19 protein-coding genes are annotated in these 19,741 nt (G+C 76.2%); 16 read left to right on the plus strand and 3 right to left on the minus strand.

Annotation, left to right across the window (positions count from 1 at the left end):
* Positions 1-6: 6 nt before the first annotated feature.
* From LCD33_RS09380 to LCD33_RS09440, 13 genes are all read left to right on the plus strand, one after another.
* Entirely contained in the window at positions 7-915 is a 909-nt protein-coding gene (locus tag LCD33_RS09380) for an alpha/beta hydrolase (RefSeq protein ID WP_224966573.1), read from the plus strand.
* Positions 916-1,114: 199 nt separating this feature from the next.
* On the plus strand, positions 1,115-2,746 hold the full coding sequence (locus tag LCD33_RS09385) for a carbamoyltransferase C-terminal domain-containing protein (RefSeq protein ID WP_224966572.1): 1,632 nt from the start codon (positions 1,115-1,117) through the stop codon (positions 2,744-2,746).
* Complete coding sequence (locus tag LCD33_RS09390; protein WP_224977731.1) at positions 2,743-4,233, plus strand: HAD-IIIA family hydrolase; 1,491 nt, start codon at positions 2,743-2,745, stop codon at positions 4,231-4,233. Before LCD33_RS09385 ends, LCD33_RS09390 begins: the two co-directional genes overlap by 4 nt.
* Entirely contained in the window at positions 4,230-5,255 is a 1,026-nt protein-coding gene (locus LCD33_RS09395) for a glycosyltransferase family 9 protein (protein ID WP_224966570.1), read from the plus strand. The genes LCD33_RS09390 and LCD33_RS09395 overlap by 4 nt, the downstream gene beginning before the upstream one ends.
* Positions 5,243-6,208 (plus strand): glycosyltransferase, encoded by a 966-nt coding sequence (locus tag LCD33_RS09400; protein ID WP_224966569.1) that lies wholly within the window; start codon positions 5,243-5,245, stop codon positions 6,206-6,208. The genes LCD33_RS09395 and LCD33_RS09400 overlap by 13 nt, the downstream gene beginning before the upstream one ends.
* A complete protein-coding gene (locus LCD33_RS09405) occupies positions 6,205-7,422 on the plus strand; it encodes a glycosyltransferase (protein WP_224966568.1) in 1,218 nt (405 codons plus the stop codon). Before LCD33_RS09400 ends, LCD33_RS09405 begins: the two co-directional genes overlap by 4 nt.
* Positions 7,419-7,994 carry an SIS domain-containing protein gene (locus LCD33_RS09410; RefSeq protein WP_224966567.1) on the plus strand — a complete coding sequence of 192 codons (576 nt, stop codon included), beginning with the start codon at positions 7,419-7,421 and terminating at the stop codon, positions 7,992-7,994. The genes LCD33_RS09405 and LCD33_RS09410 overlap by 4 nt, the downstream gene beginning before the upstream one ends.
* A gap of 2 nt (positions 7,995-7,996) precedes the next feature.
* Entirely contained in the window at positions 7,997-9,358 is a 1,362-nt protein-coding gene (locus LCD33_RS09415) for a PfkB family carbohydrate kinase (RefSeq protein ID WP_224966566.1), read from the plus strand.
* Between the two features lie 18 nt (positions 9,359-9,376).
* Complete coding sequence (locus LCD33_RS09420) at positions 9,377-10,066, plus strand: SDR family oxidoreductase (RefSeq protein WP_224977732.1); 690 nt, start codon at positions 9,377-9,379, stop codon at positions 10,064-10,066.
* Positions 10,063-11,007, plus strand: coding sequence for a glycosyltransferase family 9 protein (locus tag LCD33_RS09425; protein WP_224966581.1), 945 nt, complete (start codon positions 10,063-10,065; stop codon positions 11,005-11,007). The genes LCD33_RS09420 and LCD33_RS09425 overlap by 4 nt, the downstream gene beginning before the upstream one ends.
* Positions 11,004-11,651 (plus strand): UDP-glucose 6-dehydrogenase, encoded by a 648-nt coding sequence (locus tag LCD33_RS09430; protein ID WP_224966565.1) that lies wholly within the window; start codon positions 11,004-11,006, stop codon positions 11,649-11,651. The genes LCD33_RS09425 and LCD33_RS09430 overlap by 4 nt, the downstream gene beginning before the upstream one ends.
* A gap of 15 nt (positions 11,652-11,666) precedes the next feature.
* Complete coding sequence (locus tag LCD33_RS09435; protein ID WP_224977733.1) at positions 11,667-12,983, plus strand: UDP-glucose/GDP-mannose dehydrogenase family protein; 1,317 nt, start codon at positions 11,667-11,669, stop codon at positions 12,981-12,983.
* Positions 12,984-13,269: 286 nt separating this feature from the next.
* Positions 13,270-14,715 carry an MFS transporter gene (locus tag LCD33_RS09440; protein WP_224966563.1) on the plus strand — a complete coding sequence of 482 codons (1,446 nt, stop codon included), beginning with the start codon at positions 13,270-13,272 and terminating at the stop codon, positions 14,713-14,715.
* Positions 14,716-14,718: 3 nt separating this feature from the next.
* On the opposite strand, the gene LCD33_RS09445 is transcribed toward LCD33_RS09440, so the two are convergent.
* The 3 genes from LCD33_RS09445 to LCD33_RS09455 form a co-directional block, all read right to left on the minus strand.
* On the minus strand, positions 14,719-14,967 hold the full coding sequence (locus LCD33_RS09445) for a DUF6480 family protein (RefSeq protein WP_224956772.1): 249 nt from the start codon (positions 14,965-14,967) through the stop codon (positions 14,719-14,721).
* Between the two features lie 44 nt (positions 14,968-15,011).
* Positions 15,012-15,209, minus strand: a complete 198-nt coding sequence (locus tag LCD33_RS09450; RefSeq protein ID WP_224956769.1) for a DUF2188 domain-containing protein — start codon at positions 15,207-15,209, stop codon at positions 15,012-15,014.
* A gap of 62 nt (positions 15,210-15,271) precedes the next feature.
* The gene (locus LCD33_RS09455; RefSeq protein ID WP_224966562.1) at positions 15,272-16,342 is read right to left on the minus strand and encodes an NAD-dependent epimerase/dehydratase family protein; all 1,071 of its coding nucleotides are present in this window, start codon (positions 16,340-16,342) and stop codon (positions 15,272-15,274) included.
* A 138-nt stretch (positions 16,343-16,480) separates the two neighbouring features.
* On the opposite strand from LCD33_RS09455, the gene LCD33_RS09460 reads away from it, so the two are divergent.
* From LCD33_RS09460 to LCD33_RS09470, 3 genes are all read left to right on the plus strand, one after another.
* The gene (locus tag LCD33_RS09460; protein ID WP_224966561.1) at positions 16,481-17,365 is read left to right on the plus strand and encodes an MBL fold metallo-hydrolase; all 885 of its coding nucleotides are present in this window, start codon (positions 16,481-16,483) and stop codon (positions 17,363-17,365) included.
* Positions 17,366-17,451: 86 nt separating this feature from the next.
* Complete coding sequence (locus tag LCD33_RS09465; protein ID WP_224977734.1) at positions 17,452-18,603, plus strand: glutamate--cysteine ligase; 1,152 nt, start codon at positions 17,452-17,454, stop codon at positions 18,601-18,603.
* Positions 18,600-19,616 carry an iron-containing redox enzyme family protein gene (locus tag LCD33_RS09470; protein ID WP_224966559.1) on the plus strand — a complete coding sequence of 339 codons (1,017 nt, stop codon included), beginning with the start codon at positions 18,600-18,602 and terminating at the stop codon, positions 19,614-19,616. The genes LCD33_RS09465 and LCD33_RS09470 overlap by 4 nt, the downstream gene beginning before the upstream one ends.
* The last annotated feature ends 125 nt before the right edge of the window (positions 19,617-19,741 follow it).

Here is a 19,741-nt window from a genome sequence, read left to right on the forward strand (position 1 = left end):
TCGGCGATGGTGAGCTGGCAGAGCAGGCTGACGATCGGCAAGTACCGGCTGACCCGGCGCAAGCGCGTGTTCGCCGACCCAGCACTGCTGCGCCGCAGCGCCGAGAGCCACGAATCCGAGCACGCCCAGCTGCCCGCGTCGTTCCGCGACCGGTTCGAGGTCACCGAGCTCGACGTGGACGGCCACTCCTGCTACACGATCGCGCCGCCGGAACCCCGCAGCCCGCGGCACGTGCTGTACCTGCACGGCGGCGCCTACGTGCACCAGATCGAGGGCGCCCACTGGGATTTCATCGATCGCCTGATCGCCCGCACCGGCGCGACGGTGTCGGTGCCGATCTACCCGCTCGCACCGGCGTACCGCTACTCGGAGACCTTGCCGATGGTGTGGTCGTCGTTCCAGCGCACCGCCGCCACCGCCGCGCCGGAGGACCAGGTGGTGATGGGCGATTCGGCCGGCGGCGCGCTGAGCCTGCACCTCGCGCAGCGCTGCGCCGAGCTCGGTCTCCCCCAACCCGGTCGCCTCGTGCTCATCTCGCCGTGGCTGGACATCGCGGTGAGTCACCCGTCGATGCCCGCGCTCGACCGACAGGACCCGTACCTGGCCATCGCCGGGCTGCGCGAGGCCGGGCTGCTCTACGCGGGAGATCTCGACCCGCACGACCCGCGGGTGAGCCCGCTGTACGGGCGGCTCGGCGGCCTGGCGCCGATGCGGGTGCTCAGCGGCACCCGGGACGTGCTGCTGTCCGACGCGCGGCGGCTGGAGGCCCTCGCCCGCGCGAACGGTGCCGCGATCGACTACGAGGAGTACGAGGGCATGTTCCACGGCTGGATCCTGCAACGGCTTCCGGAGGCGCGGCACGCCCTCGACCGGACCGTGGACTTCCTGCGCGACGGGGCGGCGAACTCCCGCTGATCCCGGCTCCGCGCCTGGTCGGGACGCGACGCCGCGGATCCGGAACGCGGCATTTCCGCTCTGTGCGGGGAAAAATGGCGGTGCCGGGCCGGAGGCCGCGGTTTGGGAGAGCCGCTTCGTTGGGTAGCGATGTGGTGCGGGTCCTTCGACTTCCGGAGGAACGCGGCAGGAATCCTTCCGAAGTCCCGGAGGTCCGATCGTGCGCGTCCTCGGCATCAACGCGGTCTTCCACGACCCGTCCGCCGCGCTCGTGGTGGACGGGGAAGTCGTCGCGGCGGCGGAGGAGGAGCGCTTCTCCCGCCGCAAGCACGGGAAGGAACCGGTGCCGTTCGCGGCCTGGGAACAACCGGTGCGGGCCGCCGCCTGGTGCCTGCGGGACGCGGGCCTCGAACCCGGTGAGCTCGACGCGGTCGCGTGCTCCTACGACCCGTCGCTGGTCGACCGGGACGCGCCGGACATCTACCCGGCCTGGGAGTGGCTGCGCACGACCTACGCCGAGCACGCGCCCCGGTTCCTCGCGACGGCGCTGCCCGGGTTGCCGCCCGAGCGGGTGCGGTTCGTGCCGCACCACGTGGCGCACGCCGCGTCCGCCGGACTCGCCGCGCCGTGGCCGGACTGCGCGGTGCTCACCGTCGACGGCAGGGGCGAGAGCACGTCGATGCTCGCCGGGCACTACCGCGGCGGTCGGCTGGAAGTGCTGGCACAGCAACGACTTCCGCACTCGCTCGGCCTGATGTACGAGGACCTGACCGAACACCTCGGGTTCCGCCGCTCCAGCGACGAGTACAAGGTGATGGCGCTGGCCGCCTACGCCGAACCCGAGTTCCTCCCCGAACTCACCGAGCGGATCCGTTGCGGCGGCGGAGGTTTCGAGGTCGACCCCGTCGACTGGAACCGCTGGGCGCCGCGCCGCGCACCGGGGGCCGAACTGTCCGAAGTGCACGCGAAGCTCGCCGCCAGCGCGCAGGCCCGCGTCGAGGAAGTGCTGCTGGACCTGGCGAACTGGCTGGGGGAGCGCACCGGTGCCGACGCCCTCGCGCTCGCCGGTGGGGTGGCGCTGAACTGCGTGGCGAACACCCGGATCGCCGCCGACGGACCGTTCGAGCACGTGTGGGTGCAGCCCGCCGCCGGGGACGCGGGCACCGCGCTCGGCGCCGCGCTGCACGTCGCCGCCGAACGCGGACCGGTCGCGCCGATGGCCGGCGCCGACCTCGGCCGCGGCTTCACCGACGCCGAACTGCAGGCCTGCCTGGAGGCGGCGCGGCTGCCGTACGAGAAGCCCGACGACGTCGGGGCCGAAGTCGCCGCCGCGTTGGCGCGCAACGAGGTCGTCGCCTGGTTCCAGGGGCGCTCGGAGTTCGGACCGCGCGCGCTGGGCCACCGCTCGCTGCTGGCGCACCCGGGCCACGCGGACAACCTCGAACGGCTCAACGAGATCAAGGGGCGCGAGCAGTTCCGGCCGGTCGCCCCGATGGTCCGGGCCGAACGGGCCGGGGAGCTGTTCGCCCGCGGGCCGATCCCCAGCCCGCACATGCTGTTCGTGCACGACGTCGTCGAGCGCTGGCGGGATCGCATCCCGGCCGTGGTGCACGTGGACGGCACCGCGCGGATCCAGACCGTCGACGGCGACCGGGAACCGCTGCTCGCGCGGATGCTGAGCGCGTTCGAGGCCGAGACCGGGCTGCCGGTGGTGGTCAACACCAGCTTCAACACGGCGGGCCGCCCGATGGTGGACGGCCCGGTGGACGCGCTGGAGTGCTTCGGTTCCTCGCCGATCGACGTGCTCGCGCTCGGCCCGTTCGTGGTGCACCGCGGGAGGTGGGCGCGATGAGCGAGGCGGTGTACTCCGTGGTCGTCCCCACCGTGGGGCGGCCGAGCCTACGCACCCTGCTGCACGCGTTGGAAGCCGCCGACGGCGTCCCACCGCGGGAGATCGTCGTCGTCGACGACCGCGCGAACCCCGCGCCACCGCTGGCGCAGGGCGTGGGCGCCACCCCGCTGCGGGTCGTCCGCACCGGCGGCCGGGGGCCGGCCGGGGCCCGCAACGCGGGATGGCGGGCGACCGGCACCGAATGGGTGGTGTTCCTGGACGACGACGTCGTGCCGGACGAGGACTGGAAGCGGCGGTTGCAGCACGACCTCGCCGCGCTGCCCCCGGAGGTCGCGGCCTCGCAGGCGCGCATCGAGGTCCCGCTCCCGCGGGACCGGCGGCCGACGGACTGGGAGCGCAACGTCGCGGGGCTCGCCGGGGCGTGGTGGATCACCGCGGACATGGCCTACCGCCGGGACGCGCTGGTTCGCTCCGGCGGGTTCGACGAGGACTTCCCGCGCGCCTACCGGGAGGACGCCGATCTGGCGCTGCGGGTGCGCGCCACCGGCAGGCGGCCGGTCGCGGGGAGCCGCACCACCCGCCACCCGGTCCCGCCCGCCGGGTTCACCGCCAGCGTGCGGGCGCAGCGCGGCAACGCCGACGACGTGCTGATGCGGCGCAAGCACGGGCGCGGCTGGCGCACCAGGATCGGTGAAGGACCCGGCAGGTTGCCCGCGCACCTGCTGACCACGGGCGCCGCGGTGCTGGCGCTGCTCACCGCCAAGCACCCGCTGCCGAGCCGCACCGCCGCCGCCGTGTGGGCGCTGGCGACCGCCGAGTTCGCGCTGCGGCGCATCCTCCCCGGGCCGCGCACCGCGGCGGAGATCACCCGCATGGTGGTGACGAGCGCGCTGATCCCGCCGGTCGCGGTCCGGCACCGCGTCCGCGGCGAGCTGGCGCGGTCGCGGCCCCGGAGGAGCACGCCCGCCGCGGTGCTGTTCGACCGCGACGACACCCTCATCCGGGACGTGCCGTACAACGGCGAACCCGCGCTGGTCGAACCGGTGGCCGGGGCGGAGGCGGCGCTGCGGCGGCTGCGCGAGCGGGGGCTGCGGATCGGCGTGATCAGCAACCAGTCCGGCATCGCCCGGGGCCTGCTGGACGAGGCGCAGGTCGCCGCCGTCAACGACGCGGTGGAGCGGCGCCTCGGCCCGTTCGGCACCTGGCAGGTGTGCCCGCACGACGACGCGGCGCGCTGCGCCTGCCGCAAACCGGAGCCGGGCATGGTCGAAGAAGCCGCCGCGGCGATCGACGTGGCGCCCGCGGACTGCGTCGTCGTCGGTGACACGGGAGCCGACGTGGAAGCGGCGCTCGCCGCCGGGGCCCGCGCCATCCTGGTGCCGACCGCGCGCACCCTGCCCGCCGAGATCCGCTCCGCCCACCGGCGCGCCGAGGTCGCCGCCACCCTCGGCGAGGCCGTGGACCGGGTCCTGGGGGCAGAGCGATGAGCGCCCCCGCCCTGCTCGTGCGCTCCGACAACGTCGGTGACGTGCTGCTGGCCGGACCCGCCGTGCGGGCCGTGGCCGCGCACGAACGGGAGGTCGTGCTGCTCGCCGGGCCGCGCGGCCGGGCCGGCGCCGAACTGCTGCCCGGCGTGGACCGGGTGGTCGAGTGGTGCGTCCCGTGGATCGACCCGGAGCCCGGCGCGGTCGACCCGGCGCAGGTGCGGCGGTTCGTCGAGCTGATCGGTTCCATCGGTCCGCGCGCCGCGCTCGTGTTCACCTCCTTCCACCAGTCGGCGCTGCCGCTGGCGCTGCTGCTGCGGATGGCGGGCGTCGGCTGGATCGGCGCGATCAGCGAGGACTACCCGGGTTCGCTGCTGGACCTGCGCCACCGCGTCGAGGGCGATCCGCCGGAGTCCGAGCGGGCCCTGTCGCTGGCGCGGGCCGCCGGGTACGCGCCGCCGCCCGGCGACGACGGCGGGCTCGCGGTGCGGCGGCCGCTGCCGGACGTGTCCGGGCTGGTGGGCGAACCGGGCTACGTCGTGCTGCACCCCGGCGCGACCGCGCCCGCGCGGCAGTGGCCCACCGAGCACTGCGCCGCCGCCGTGCGCGCGCTGGCCGCCGCCGGGCACCGGGTCGTGGTGACCGGGGCGCCGCAGGAGAAGGCCCGCACCGCGCTGGTGGCGGGCGAGGACGGGCTGGACCTGGGCGGTCGCACCGACCTCGCCGGGCTGGGCGCGGTGCTGGACGGCGCCGACGTCGTCGTCGCGCCCAACACCGGGCCCGCGCACCTGGCGGCCGCGGTCGGCACCCCGGTGGTGTCCCTGTTCGCGCCCGTGGTGCCCGCCGAGCGCTGGTCGCCGCACGGGGTGCCGGTGGAGCTGCTCGGCGACCAGGGCGCGCCGTGCCGCGGCACCCGGGCCCGGGACTGCCCGGTGCCCGGGCACCCCTGCCTGGCCGGGGTCGGCCCCGACGAGGTGCTGCGGGCCGTGGAGCGGTTGCGGGGGGCGGTGCGGTGCGAATCCTGATCTGGCACGTGCACGGCGCGTGGACCACGTCGTTCGTGCAGGGCGACCACACCTACCTGGTGCCGGTGACGCCGCGGCGGGACGCCGACGGCCGCGGCCGCGCGCGGACCTACCGGTGGCCGGAGCGGGCCGTCGAGGTCGCCCTGGAGCAGCTGCGCACCGCCGAGGTCGACGTGGTGGTGCTGCAACGGCCCCGCGACCTGGAGCTCACCGAGCGGTGGCTCGGGCGCAAGCCCGGCGTGGACGTCCCGGCGGTGTACGTGGAGCACGACACCCCGCGCGGCGCCCCCGTCGACTCCGCGCACCCGGTGGCCGGGCGCGCGGACATCCCGCTCGTGCACGTCACCCACTTCAACTCGGTGTTCTGGGACAACGGCCGCGCACCCACCACCGTCATCGAGCACGGCGTCGTCGACCCCGGACCCCGCTACACCGGCGAGGAACCGCGGGCGGGCGTCGTCGTCAACGACCCGGTGCGGCGGGCCCGGATCACCGGCGCCGACCTGCTGCCGCGGTTCGCGGTGGCCGCACCGCTCGACGTGTTCGGCATGCGCGTCACCGAGCTCCCCGGGCACCTGGGCCTGGACCCGGAGCGCGTGCGCGCGCACGAGGACCCGCCGCAGCGGGAGATGCACCGCGCGCTGGCCCGCCGCCGCCTCTACCTGCACCCGTACCGGTGGACGTCGCTCGGGCTGGCGCTGGTCGAAGCGATGCACCTCGGCATGCCGGTCGTCGCGCTGGCCACCACCGAGGCGGTCGAGGCGGTCCCGGCCGACGCCGGGGTGCTGTCCACCGATCCGGGGGCGCTCGTGGTCGCGGTGCGGGCGTTGCTCGCGGACGCGGACCTGGCGCGCGAGATGGGCGGGGCCGCCCGCCGCGCGGCGCTCCGCCGCTACCCGCTCAGCCGGTTCCTGGCCGACTGGGACGTGCTCCTCAAGGAGGTGACGGCATGAGGTTCGACCTGGTCTCCGAGCACGCGAGCCCGCTGGCCGCGCTCGGCGGCGCCGACGCGGGCGGGCAGAACGTGCAGGTGGCGGCGCTCGCCGCGGAACTGGGGCGCCGCGGCCACGAGGTCGTGGTGCACACCAGGCGGGACTCCCCGGAGCTGCCGCCGAACGTGCGCGCCGCCGCCGGGGTGACCGTCGCGCACGTGGACGCCGGCCCGCCCCGCCCGCTGCCGAAGGACGAACTCCTGCCGCACATGGCCGAGTTCGGCGACCGCCTCGCCGACCGCTGGGCGGTGCGGCCACCGGACCTGGTGCACGCGCACTTCTGGATGAGCGGGGTGGCGGCGCACCGCGGTGCCGCCGGGCTCGACGTCCCGGTGCTGCAGACCTTCCACGCGCTGGGCCGGGTCAAGCGCGCCCACCAGGGTGCCGAGGACACCAGCCCCCCGGAGCGGGAGGCCGTCGAGGCCCGGCTCGCCCGGGACGCGGACCTGGTGCTGGCGACCTGCTCGGACGAGGTCCGGGAGCTGGTGGCGATGGGCGCGCCGCGGCACCGGCTGCGGGTGGTGCCCTGCGGCATCGACCTGGACGTGTTCGCCCCCGGCCCGCGGCCGGAGCGCGGCGGGCGGCCCCGCGTCCTCAGCATCGGCCGCCTGGTGGAGCGCAAGGGCGTGGACACCGCGATCCGCGCGCTCGCCGAGATCCCCGACGCCGAGCTCGTCGTCGTCGGCGGGCCGGGCGCCGCCGAGTGGGACGCCGACCCGGAGGTGGCGCGGCTGCGCGACGTCGCCGCGCGGCACGGGGTGCGCGACCGGGTCCGCTTCGCCGGTCAGGTGCCGCACGACGAGACGCCGGACTGGTACCGCTCGGCGGACGTGGTGGTCAGCGTCCCCTGGTACGAGCCGTTCGGGACGGTGCCGCTGGAGGCGATGGCCTGCGGCACGCCGATCTTGGTCACCTCGGTCGGCGGGCACCTGGACACCGTGGTGCAGGACGGCACCGGCCTGTTCGTCCCACCGCGCGACCACCACGGGCTGGCGCGCGAGCTGCGGTCCCTGCTCGCCGACCGGGGTCGCCGGGACCGGCTCGGCGCGGCCGGTGCGGCGCGGGTCCGGGAACGCTACGGCTGGGCGGGCCTCGCCGACGAGGTGGAGACCGCCTATCGGGGGGCGGTGCGCCGAAGGGCGCCGCTGCCCGCGCGGACGGGAGGCGCGCGATGATCGAACGGCACTTCGCGGACCTGGCCGACGCCGCTGCGCGCACCAGCGCCTCGGCGGCCACGATCGAGCAGTGGGGGCGGCGGCTCGCCGACGTCCTCGGCTCCGGCGGCAGGCTGCTCGCCTGCGGGAACGGGGGCAGCGCCGCCGAGGCCCAGCACCTCACCGGCGAGTTCGTGGGCCGGTTCCTGCACGACCGCAGGCCGTACTCGGCGATCTCGCTGCACGCCGAGACTTCCGCGCTCACCGCCGTGCTCAACGACTACGGCGAGCAGGAGATGTTCGCCCGCGGGGTCCGGGCGCACGGCCGCCGCGGTGACGTGCTCATCGCGCTGTCCACCAGCGGCCGCAGCCAGAACGTGCTGGCCGCGGTCAAGAGCGCGCACGAGATCGGCATGACCACCTGGGCGTTGACCGGGCCCGCGCCGAACACGCTCGCCGCGATCTGCGACGGGGCCGTGGCGGTGGAGTCGCCGAGCACCGCCACCGTGCAGGAGCTGCACCTGGCCCTGGTCCACGCGCTGTGCTCGGTGTTCGACGAGGTGATCGGGGTGACCGCGGGAGGAGGGCGTTGACCGTGCGGCGAGGACCTCTGGTGGTGGTCGGCGACGTGCTGCTGGACGTCGACGTGCACGGCAGCGCCCGGCGCACCTGCCCGGACGCGTCCGCGCCGGTCGTCGACGTGGCGAGCCGCGAGCGGCGTCCGGGCGGTGCCGGGCTGGCGGCCTCGATCGCCGCCCGCGCGAACGCGGAGGTCGTGCTGGTCACCGGCGTCGGCGGGCAGGCGGGTGCGGACGTGGTGCGGCTGCTCGGGGACCGGGTGCGGCTGGCCGGTCTGCCGTTCTCCGGGGAGACCCCGGGCAAGACCCGCATCCGCTCCGGCGGGCGGACGTTGCTGCGCGCCGATTCCGGCGACGGACGGGTCCTGGACGGGCCGCTGGACCCGGAGCTGCCGGGGCTGCTCCGCTCCGCGGGCGCGGTGCTGGTCTCCGACTACGGGCGCGGTGCCACCGCGAACCCGTTCCTGCGGCGGGCGCTGCGGCAGCTGCCCGCGGACGTCCCGCTGGTGTGGGACCCGCACCCGCGCGGTGGCGTGCCGGTCGGCCGCGCCGACCTCGTCGTACCGGACCTGGCCGAGGCCGTCGCGTTCACCGGCGGGTCCGAGGTGGACGATCCCGCGCTGCTCGCCCGCGCCCTGCTGCGGCGGTGGGGGTGCGGCGGGGTCGCGGTCACGCTCGGCGCCGCCGGAGCGGTGGTGGTGCCGCAGGCGGTCACCGGCCGGATCCCGGTGCAGCCGGCCCCGCCCGGCGCGGACGCGTGCGGCTCGGGGGACTGCTTCGCGGTGATCACCGCGCTCGCCCTCGCCGACGGGGCCGATCCGGTGGAGGCGGTGACCGAGGGGGTGCGGCGGGCCGGCCGGTTCGTCGCCTCCGGCGGTGCCGCGCAGCTGTCCGAACCGGAACCGCGCCCCGGCAACGGCGGCACCGGCACCGCGTTCGAGGTGGCGGAGCGGGTGCGGCGCGACGGCGGGCGGCTCGTCGTCACCGGCGGCTGCTTCGACCTGCTGCACCCGGGGCACGTGCGGCTGCTGGAACGCGCGCGGGAGCTCGGCGACGCGCTGGTGGTCTGCCTCAACTCGGACGACTCGGTGCGGCGGATCAAAGGGGTGCACCGCCCGCTGGTCGGCCACGCCGACCGCAAACGGTTGCTGGAGGCGCTCGAATCGGTCACCGCGGTCGTCGTGTTCGACGAGAGCTCGCCGTGCGCGCTGCTGGAACGGCTGCGGCCCGACGTGTGGGTCAAGGGCGACGACTACGACGTGGCGACGCTGCCCGAAGCCGAGGTGGTGCACCGCCACGGCGGGCGCACGGTCCTGGTGCCGCAGATCGCCGGGTATTCGACGAGCCGGCTGCTGACCTCGCTGCGGTCGGCCGGGTGAACGACGGGAGGAGGATCGATGGAACCGGTGGGGAACGTGCTCATCACCGGTGGGGCGTCCGGCTTGGGCGCCGCCACCGCGCAGGAGGTCCGCGACCAGGGCGGCACGCCGCTCGTGCTCGACCGCGTCGAGCCGGAGCTGGACGTGCCGCACGTCCGGGCCGACCTCGCCGACCGGGCGGCGACCGAACGGGCCGTGCACCGGCTGGTGGAACTCGCCGGGAGCCGCCTGGACGGGGTGTTCACCGCCGCGGGCATCGACTCGTGCGGCGCGCTGGACGCGGTGCCCGCCGCGGAGTGGGAGCGCGTCGTCCAGGTCAACCTGCTGGGCACGGTCGCGGTGGTGCGCTGCGCGCTGCCGCACCTGAAGGAGAGCGCGGGCCGGGTGGTCACCTGCTCGTCGACGCTCGGGCTCAAGGCGGTGCCGGACGCGACGGCGTACTGCGCCTCGAAGTTCGGCGTGCTCGGGTTCTCGCGGGCGTTGGCCGCGGAGACCGCGGGCGCGGTCGGGGTCACCACGCTGGTGCCGGGCGGGATGCACACCTCGTTCTTCGACGGACGCGACGAGCAGTACAAGCCGCCGCCGGACGCGAAGCTCAACCGGCCGGAGGACGTGGCCCGCACCGTGCTGTTCGCGCTGCGCCAACCGGCCGGCTGCGAGGTGCGGGAGCTGGTGGTGTGCTCCTCGGAGGAGGGCTCGTGGCCGTGACGGGGACCGCGCTGGTGCTGCGCGCGCTGGGGCTCGGCGACCTGCTCACCGCCGTCCCCGCGCTGCGCGCGCTGCGCCGGGCCCACCCCGGCCACCACCTGGTGCTGGCCGCACCGCGCTGGCTGGCCGGGCTGGCGCACCGCACCGGAGCCGTCGACGAGGTGCACCCGACCGGTTCCCCGGAGGCGTTCAGCTGGGACCGGCCGCCGCCGGACCTCGCGGTGAACCTGCACGGCCGCGGGCCGGGGAGCATCGACGCGCTGCTGTCCAGCGGAGCCCGCCGGGTGCTGACCCACCGGCACCGCGCGCACCCGGAACTGGACGGCCCCCGCTGGCTGGACGAGCAGCACGAGGTGCACCGGTGGTGCCGGCTGCTGCGCCACGGCGGTGTGCCCGCCGACCCGGACGACCTGCTGCTGCCGGTCCCCGGCGGGGCGCGGCGCGACGTCGTGCTCGTGCACCCCGGGGCCTCCCACGGCGCCCGCCGCTGGCCGCCGGAGCGGTTCGCGGCGGTCGCGGGCGAACTGGCCGGACGGGTGCCGGAAGTGCTGATCACCGGCAGCGGGGCGGAGCGGTCGCTGGCGCTGGAGGTCGCCCGCCGCGCCGGGCTCCCGGACTCCGCGGCCGTCGCCGGGCGGACCGACCTGCTCGAACTGGCCGCGCTGGTGGGCCGCGCCCGGCTCGTGGTGTGCGGCGACACCGGGATGGCGCACCTGGCCACCGCGTCCGGCACGCCCTCGGTGGTGCTGTTCGGCCCGGTCCCGCCGCGCCGCTGGGGCCCGCCCGAGCAGGGGCCGCACACGGCGCTGTGGGCCGGGACGACGGGGGACACGTTCGCGGAGCAACCCGACCCCGGCCTGCTCCGGATCCCGGTGGGCGAGGTGCTGGCGGCCGCGGACGCGCGCCTGGCTCCCGCTCCCGTCGCGGAGGCCGGCCGATGAGCGCCCGCGTCCTGCTGGCGGGCGGCGGCGCGCCGGCCGCAGCCACCGCCGACGCCCTGACCGCCCTCGGCCACCACGTCACCGGTCCGTTCGACGCGGACCCGCCGCCGGAGGGACCGGCGCCGGACCTCGGAGTGGTGTGCGGCGCCCGGGCGGGCATCGACGTGCTGCGGCGGCGCCTGCCGCGCGGCGCGGTCGTGCTGAACTGCTGCGCCCCGCCGTGGGAATCGACCGCCCGGCTGGCGTCCCGGCTGGGCCGGGCGGACCTGCTCGCCGTGAGCAACCCGCACCGCGCCGACGAGTCGGCCGCCGAGTTCCTGCACCCGGAGCTGGTGGTGCTCGGCGCCGCCACCGCGGCCGCGGCCGATGTGGCCGACGAGCTGTACCGGGGCGTGGCCGCGCCGCGGTTGCGCACCGACGCGGCCACCGCGGACCTGCTGCCGCAGGCGGTGGACGGGTACCTCGCGGTCCGGCGGGCCTTCACCGACGAGCTCACCGCGCTCTGCTCGGCGCTCGGCGCCGACATCGGCAGCGTCGCGGAGGCGTTGTCCTACGACGCCCGCACCGGCCGGGCGCCCTTGACGCCCGCGGTGGACGACGGCGCTGCGCTCGCCGAGCGCGCGTACCGCCGCCCGGCGAGCTGAGCGGGGCGGGAACCGTTGCGCGGCAAGCGGATCCTCGTCGTCGGCACCGGTTACGTCGGGCTGACCACCGGCGCGTGCCTGGCCTCGCTGGGGCACCGCGTGGTGTGCAGCGACGTGGACGCGGCGAAGGTCGAGCGGTCCTCCCGCGGGGAGATCGACCTGCTCGAACCCGGCCTGGCCGACCTGGTGCGCGACGGGGTCGCCGCGGGCCGGCTGGAGTTCGCCGTCGGTTCGGCGCGCGCGGCCGCCCGGTCCGAGGTGGTGTTCCTGTGCGTGCCCACCCCGATGGGCGCGGGCGGCGCCGCCGACCTGCGCGCGGTCGAGGCGGTGGTCGCGGAGATCGGCGACCGGGTGCCGCGCGGCGGGCTGCTGGTGGCGAAGTCGACGGTCCCGGTGGGCACCTCGGCGCGGCTGGCCCGGCTGCTCGGCCGGGACGACGTGGGGGTGGTCAGCAACCCCGAGTTCCTCCGCGAGGGGTCCGCGGTGCGCGACTTCCTGCACCCGGACCGGATCGTGCTCGGCTCCGACGACCCGGCCGCCGTGGAGCGGGTCGCCGCGCTGTACGCGGCGGTGGACGCACCGGTGGTGCGCACCGGCGCGGCCAGCGCGGAACTCGTCAAGTACGCGGCGAACTGCTTCCTGGCGACGAAGCTGTCCTACGTGAACGCGGTCGCCGCCCGGTGCGAGCGCGCCGGCGCGGACATCGCCGACCTCACCGCGGCGATGGGACGGGACCACCGCATCGGCCCGGAGTTCCTGCGCCCGGGGCCGGGCTGGGGCGGGTCCTGCCTGCCGAAGGACGCGGCGGCGCTGCTGCGGCTCGCGGAGGCCGCGGGCACCGGTTTTCCCGCGCTGCGCGCGGCGATCGACGCCAACGCGCGGCAGCGGGCGCGCATGGTGCGCAAGGTCGCCGCCGCGTGCGGGTCCGGCTCGGCGCGGTCGCTGCGCGGGGTGCGGCTGGGGCTGCTCGGGCTCACGTTCAAGGCGGGCACGAACGACCTGCGGGACTCGCCGGCCCTGGCGGTGGCGCGGGCGCTGGCCGCCGAGGGCGCCGAGCTCGTCGCCTGCGACCCGGCGCTGCGGCCCGGCGGGGCCGAGGTCGGCGCGGACGTGCGGCTGGTCGCCGACCCGTACCGGGCCGCGGCGGGCGCGGCGGGGCTGGTGCTGCTCACCGAATGGCCCGAGTTCCGCTCGCTCGACTGGCGGCGGCTCGCGGCATCGCTGGCGCGCCCGGTGGTCGTCGACACCCGGGACCACCTCGATCCGGCGGTGCTGCGGCGGGCGGGGCTGCGCTGGCGCGGTGTGGGGCGTCCGCCGGTGGATCCGGGCTGAACGCGGGCCGCGCGGGCTGAACGCAGGTGGCCGATCCGGGCTGAGCGCAGGCCGTGCGGCTCCGGGCTGAGCGCGCGCCGCAGTCGAACACGCCCAGTGCTCAATTCTCCCCGCCAGCGTCCCGCTTCACCCTTTCGAGCAGGGAGTTCGGGAGAGCGCGAACACAAATTGTGCCGATCTCGGGAGTCGCCTCGTCACGGTGGAGCGCGGTCCAGGTGCCTGCTCACCCCCGGTGACGTCGAGCCCCTGGCCGGAGTTGACCCCCGATCGGCCCGAGGACTGGATCGTGCGCTCTGCACTGACGACGATGTTCCAAGCGCTGCGCCACCGCAACTACCGCCGCTGGGCGACCGCCGACTTCGTGTCGGTCACCGGTGCGTGGATGCAGAACCTCGGCCTGAACTGGCTGGTGCTGACCAAGACCGGGTCGGCGAGCCTGCTCGGGCTCTCCCTGCTGTTCCAGGCCGTTCCGGCGCTGCTGCTGGGCCCGTGGGCCGGCACCGTCGCCGACCGCTGGCCCGCGCGCCGCGTCCTGGTGGTCACCCAATCGCTGCACGTGCTGCTGGCGCTGGCGCTGGCGGGCGCGGCGATGTGGGACGCGCCGCTGGCGGTGATCTACGGCAGCGCCGTGCTCACCGGGCTGGTCACCGTGTTCGACGGTCCGGCGCTGGGGCGGTTCGGTTCCCAGCTGGTGCCGCGCGACACCTTGGGCAACGCGCTCGGCCTCGGCTCGATCCTGAGCTCCGGCGGCCGGATCCTCGGCATGAGCCTGGCGGGCGCGCTGGTCGCGTTCACGGGGGAACCGATGCTGTTCGTGCTCAACGCAGCGAGCTTCGCCGGGGTGATCGCGGTGATCTGCCTCGTGCGCGAGGACGAGATGTTCTCGCTCGCGGAGAGCCCGCCGGAGCGCAGCGGCGTCAAGGAGGGCGCCCGCTACGTGCTCGGCAGCGGGCCGCTGCTGGTGCTGTTCGCGCTGACCTTCGTGCTCTCCAGCCTGGGCCGGAACTACCAGGTCACGATGGCGGCGATGAGCGAAGGACCGCTCGGCGCCGGGCCCGTCGGCTACAGCGTGCTGTCCGTGGTGTTCGCGGTGGGCACGGTCATCGGCGGTTTCCTGGCCGCCTCCCGGCAGGAGCTGACGTTGCGGCTGCTGCTGGTCATGGCGGTGGCGACGAGCGTGCTGCAGGCGGTGGCGGGTTCCGCGTCGAACCTGGTGGTGTTCGCGCTGGTGCTGCTGCCGATCGCGGCGGGCGCGGTGGTGATCGACACCGCGGCCAGCACCCGCATGCAGCTGGACTCCGCGGAGGAGATGCGCGGTCGCGTCCTCGCCGCCAAGGGCATGGTGACCGCGGCCTCCGGCGCCGTCGGTGGCCCGGTGCTGGGCTGGCTGTCCGAGCACGCCGGGCCCGGGCGGGCGCTGGAGGTCGCCGGGCTGGCGACCGTCGCGGCCACCGCCCTGGCCTGGTCCCGGTTCGCGAAGATGCGCGAGCGCCGCGAGCTGCCCGCCCACGTCAAGTGGGTGCGGCTGGTGGACGTGCGCACCGAGGACCCCGCCCCCGGGCGCACCCCCGAACCGGCGGCGGGCACCGGTCCGCCCCGCGGACCGCGGAACCCGCGGCCGGTGCATCGGCGCAGCGCGGGTGGCCTACGGGCGGGTGGCCTACGGGCGGGCGGCCTACGGGCGCGGACCGGCTCCGCGGAACCGGCGGTCCCGGCGGCCGCCGAGCGCTGAGGCTCACCACAGCAGCAGGTCCAGCGCCCTGGTCACGAAGAATCCCGCCAAGAGCAGCACCACCAGCAGGATGACGGCCCACCACACCCACTTCGCGGGCCGGGCCGTCGCCTTCTCGGTGTGCGCGAGCCCGCGGGTGGCCTCCCCGGATTCCGGCGGCGTCTCCCCGGCGGGCACGCCGCCGCCCGGTTCCAGACCGGGCGTGCGGTCCGGGTCGGGATCCGGCGGTGGGGTGGTCTCGTCGTGCGGCATCCTCTCCGGCTAGCCGCGCGGCGCGGACGCGAAACGGTGCGCGGTCAACCCGGCCGGACGGTGCGCTTGTCGCGGACCCGCCCGCGCAGGTCGTGGATGACGACTTCGCCGCCCTCGTAGCGCAGTTCCAGGCAGGCGTCCTCGACCGCGTCGGCCTGGCACGGAACGTGGCGTTCGGCGGCGCCGCCTCCGACGACCTTCCAGCCGTCGCGTTCGGCGGGGACGACGTGCAGCACGCTCATGTGATCCTCTCGTCGTGGTCGCCCTCCAGGCCTTGCCGCCCGCACCGGACGCCAAACCCCGATCACTGGCGCGATCCCACCCCGGTCGTGAGCTCCCGCCACCGGCCGCCGGGGGTGCGGGCGGCCAGTTGCGGAGTCGCCGTGCCGGTGCCGCGCCGCAGGCCGTCCAGCATCTCCAGCACCGCTTCGAGACCGGAGCGGGACGGGCACCACCCCAGCTCCGCCCGGGCGCGGGAGACGTCCATCAGCGGCAGCCGCAGCACCGCGTCGAACAGGTCCGGCGAGGCGGGGACCAGGTGCAGCCGCCAGGCCGCGGCGAGCGCCGCCCGCACCGCTCGCGCCGGGATCCGCACCGGGCGCGTGCCGAAGTGCTCCGCCAGCAGCCGCGGGTCCACCACCGGGTCGGCCGCGACGTTGAACGCGCCGCGGACCGGGTTCCGCACCGCCGCGCGGAACGCCTCGGCGAGGTCCGCGCTGTGCACCGCCTGGAAGCGGAGGCCCGGGACGTCCGGGAAGGCGGGGAACCCGGCGGGGCGGACCAGCCGGCCCGGCACCAGCGGGCCGCCGAACAACCGCCGCTGCTCGGCCGCGGCCCCCGCCTTGAACACGAAACCGGGCCGGAACCGCACGATCCGGGTGTCGCCGCCGCGGTGCTCGAACGCGTCCAGGCAGCGCTCCAGGTACGCCTTCTCCCTGGTGTAGGCCGCACCCGGCCAGCCGTCGGTGGGCCAGTCCTCGTCGACGGTGCGGCCCGGACCGGGGGAGTAGGCGCCCACCGAAGAGGCGTACAGCAGCGCGGGCACCCGCTCCGCCGCGACGGCCTCGAACAACCGCAACCGGCCCAGCACGTTGTTGCGCCACGTCGTGACCGGGTCGTGCGTCGGCTGGAAGATCCACGCCAGGTCGATCACCGCATCGGCGTGGCGCACCCGGCGAGCCAGGTCGTCGCGGGTGATGTCGCACCGCGCGAAGTCCACCCCCGGCAGCCCCCGCGCGGGGACGCGGCGCGCGAGCCCGGTGATCCGGCCGATGCCCGGGTCGGCGGCGAGGGCAGCGACGACGCTCGTGCCGATGTTGCCGGTGGCGCCGACGACGACCACGTGCGGGCCGTCGCGGCGGGGTGACGTGCTCATCGCGGTCTCCACGGTCGTCGATTCCGGTCCCGTCCCGCGTACCCGGCACCCGCCGGGCACATGCGCCGCGGTTTGCGACGGTGGTCCGCGGGGCAAGCCGGGAGCAGGACGCGGCCGCGGCGAGACGGGAGGCCGGCCATGGACGCCGATCCGACCGGCGGGCAGGACTGCACGATCACCTTCGTGGGCACGGCGACGGTGCTGCTGCGCCTCGGCGAGTTCGCCTTGCTCAGCGACCCGAACTTCGTGCGCCGGGGGCAGTGGGTGCACATCGGGCACGGGCTGCTCACGCGGCGGCGCACCGAACCGGCGATGACGATCGACGAACTGCCCCCGCTGGACGGGCTCGTGCTGTCCCACCTGCACGGCGACCACTTCGACCGGGTCGCCGCGCGCGAGCTGCCCCGCGACCTGCCGATCTTCACCACCCACCACGCGGCGCGACGGCTCGGCCGGACCGGGTTCACCGAACCGGTGCCGCTGCCGCGCTGGGGGCGGGAGACGATGACCAAGGGCGGTGCGCGGCTGACCATCACCTCCCTGCCCGGCAAGCACGCGCGGGGCGTGCTGAGCGCCGTGGTGCCCCCGGTGATGGGCACCCTGGTGGACTACGAGCCGCCGGTGGGGCGCGGGCTCCGGCTCTACCTGACGGGCGACACCCTCGTGCACGACGACCTCGCCGCGATCGGGGAGCGGTTTCCCGGGATCGACGTGGCGCTGGTGCACCTCGGCGGAACCCGGGTGCTCGGGCAGCTGCTCACCATGGACGGGCCGGTAGGGGCCGATCTGCTGGAGCTGCTGCGCCCGAGCAAGGCCGTCCCCATCCACTACGACGACTACGGGCTGTTCAAGTCGCCGCTGTCGGAGTTCGAGCGCGAGGTCCGCCGCCGCGGCATCGCCGGCGTCGAGCACGTGGTGCGCGGGGACTCGCTCGCCCTGTTCGCCCCGGGTGAGGAACCGGGCCCCACCGCCGATCCGGCGCGGGTGACCGTGCGGCGGCGCGCACCGCTCGGCGGGCGGTGACGGAGCGGGACGCGTTCCAGGTGTCGATCCCGCGGCCGCGGGTACGCGGTGGGTCGGCCCGCGGCGACGACAGGGGGCGCAGCCGGATGAACGAACCTCGAACCTCGATCCCCGGCGTGACGATGGGCGTGGAGGAGGAGTTCCTGCTGCTCGACGCCCGTTCGGCGCGCCCGGTCCCGCGCGCGGGCGACGTGCTCGCGGACGCGGGCGCGCTGCCGGGCCGCGCCGAGGGCGCCACGTTCCAGCCGGAACTGCACCGCAGCCAGGTGGAGGCCGCGACCGGCCGGTGCACGACCGCGGACGCGCTGCGCGCCCAGCTGGTGGACGACCGCCGCCGCCTGGCCACCGCGGCGGCCGGGCGGGACGCGATGCTGGTGTCCGCCGGTACGCCGGTGCTGGACGGCCCGCCGCCCGGGATCACCGATGAGGCCCGCTTCGCCCGCATCGCGGACGCCTACGCGAGCGTGATGACCGAGTACCAGGCGTGCGGGTGCCACGTGCACGTGGCGGTTCCGGACGAGGAGGCGGCGGTCGGGGTGGTGAACCACCTGCGGCCGTGGCTGCCGACCTTGCTGGCGCTGACGGTGAACTCGCCGTTCCACCGGGGCCGGGACACCGGCTGCGCGAGCTGGCGGATGGTGCAGCAGCTGGGCTTCCCCGGTTCGGGCGTCCCACCGCGGTTCGACTCCCCCGCGGCCCACCGCGACGAGGTCGCGCGGCTGGTGGACTGCGGGAGCCTGGTGGATCCGGAGATGTCCTTCTGGCTGGCCCGCCCGTCACCCCGGTTGCCGACCGTGGAGCTGCGGGTCGCCGACGCGCTGACCACCGCCGAGGAGGCCGTGTTCCACGCGGTGCTGGCTCGGGCGGCGGTGCGGACCGCGCTGCTGGCGGTGACGGCGGGCGTGCGGCCACCCGCGGTCCGGGACCAGGTCGCGGCGGCCGCGGTGTGGGCGGCGGCGCGGCACGGCATCGGCGGTTCGCTCGTTGACCCGGTCCGCGAGGCCCGCGCGCCCGCCGCCGTCCTGCTGCGGCGGTTGCTGGAGTGGATCGAGCCCGCGCTGCGCGCCGCGGGGGACGCCGCGGTCGTGCACGAGGGGATCGCGAACCTGGTGCGCCGGGGCGCGGGCGCCGACCGGCAGCGCCGCGCCGCGGTCGGGGGACCCCGCGCCGTGGCGTTCGCGCTGGCGCGCCGCACCGCTGAACCGAGCGCCGAGCACGTCCGAGAGGAGAGCAGATGAGCGCCCCCGCCACCGGCACCACCTCGGCCCGCCTGCCGAGCCCGCGCGGGCCGCTGTCCGAGGCGGTCATCGCCGCCCTCGGGTCCGCGCCGCCCGCTCCGCCGCTGCCCGAGCCGGACGGCGCCGACCCGTTCGGCGAGGACGTGGCGCTCGCGCTGCACACCTGCTACGAGCTGCACTACCGCGGTTTCCGCGGCGTGGCACCGGACTGGGAGTGGAACGCCGGGTTGCTGCACTGGCGCGCGAGCCTGGAACACCTGTTCCACGACGCGCTGCGCGCGCACGTCGCGGGCGGGGACGACGTGGCGGGCGAGCTCGACGGGCTGCTGACCGAGGTGGTGCCCGGGGACGGCGTCTCGCACCACCTCCGCGACCACGGGACGTGGGAGCAGATGCGCGAGTACTTCGCGCACCGGTCGATCTACCACCTGAAGGAGGCCGACCCGCACGCCTGGGTCATCCCGCGCCTGCAGGGCCGGGCGAAGGCGGCGCTGGTCGCCGTCGAGTTCGACGAGTTCGGCGGCGGGCGCGGCGAGGACGTGCACGCGCAGCTGTTCGCCGACCTGCTGGACGCGGCCGCGATGGATTCCGGCTACCTGCGGTACCTGGACGTGGTGCCCGCGCCGCAGCTCGCGATCGTGAACCTGATGTCGATGCTCGGCCTGCACCGCTCGTCGCGGGGGGCGCTCGTCGGCCACTTCGCGGCCGCGGAGATCAGCACCGCGCCGAGCGCGCAGCGGCTGGCGACCGCGCTGGAGCGGCTGGACGCACCGGCGCCCTGCCTGCGGTTCTTCACCGAGCACATCGAGGCCGACGCCGTGCACGAGCAGATCATGCGCCACGACGTGGTCGGGGACCTGCTCGACCGGGAACCGGAGCTGGCAGGCGACGTCGTCTTCGGCGTCCAGGCGACGGAGTTCCTGGAAGGCGCACTCGCCGAGCGGCTGCTCGGGTCGTGGCGCGCGGAGGTGAGCTCGTTGCGGCGACCGCTGGATCAGCCGACGGTCCGGTGACCGCTGAGCCGGCGGGCGTCCGGTGACCGCTGGAGCAGCGGCAGTCCGGCGTCCGCTGAACCAGCGGCGGCCCGGCGAGCGCTGGATCAGCCCGCGGCCCGGTGGCCGCTGGGCCAGCCAGTTTC

The sequence above is a fragment of the Saccharopolyspora sp. 7B genome (assembly GCF_020177435.1).
GTDB classification, from domain to species: domain Bacteria; phylum Actinomycetota; class Actinomycetes; order Mycobacteriales; family Pseudonocardiaceae; genus Saccharopolyspora_C; species Saccharopolyspora_C gregorii.